Below are 255 nucleotides of genomic sequence, written 5' to 3'. Positions count from 1 at the left end.
TGTGGCTGGTCGTCCTCTCAGACCAGCTACTGATCGATGCCTTGGTGGGCCTTTACCCCACCAACTAGCTAATCAGATATCGGCCGCTCCAGGAGCACAAGGCCTTGCGGTCCCCTGCTTTCATCCTGAGATCGTATGCGGTATTAGCGTAACTTTCGCTACGTTATCCCCCACTCCAGGGTACGTTCCGATATATTACTCACCCGTTCGCCACTCGCCACCAGAGCAAGCTCCGTGCTGCCGTTCGACTTGCAT

At 55.7% G+C, this 255-nt stretch carries 1 rRNA gene; it reads right to left on the bottom strand.

The annotated features are described in order from the left end of the window. A 16S ribosomal RNA gene (locus tag GJ698_RS30365) occupies nt 1-255 on the bottom strand; the annotation flags it as partial.

The sequence above is a fragment of the Duganella aquatilis genome (genome assembly GCF_009674565.1).
In the GTDB taxonomy this organism is placed as follows: Bacteria; Pseudomonadota; Gammaproteobacteria; order Burkholderiales; family Burkholderiaceae_D; genus Rugamonas; species Rugamonas aquatilis.
The sequence above is the reverse complement of the archived record's forward strand: the minus strand, read 5'-3'. Positions and strand labels throughout refer to the sequence as shown.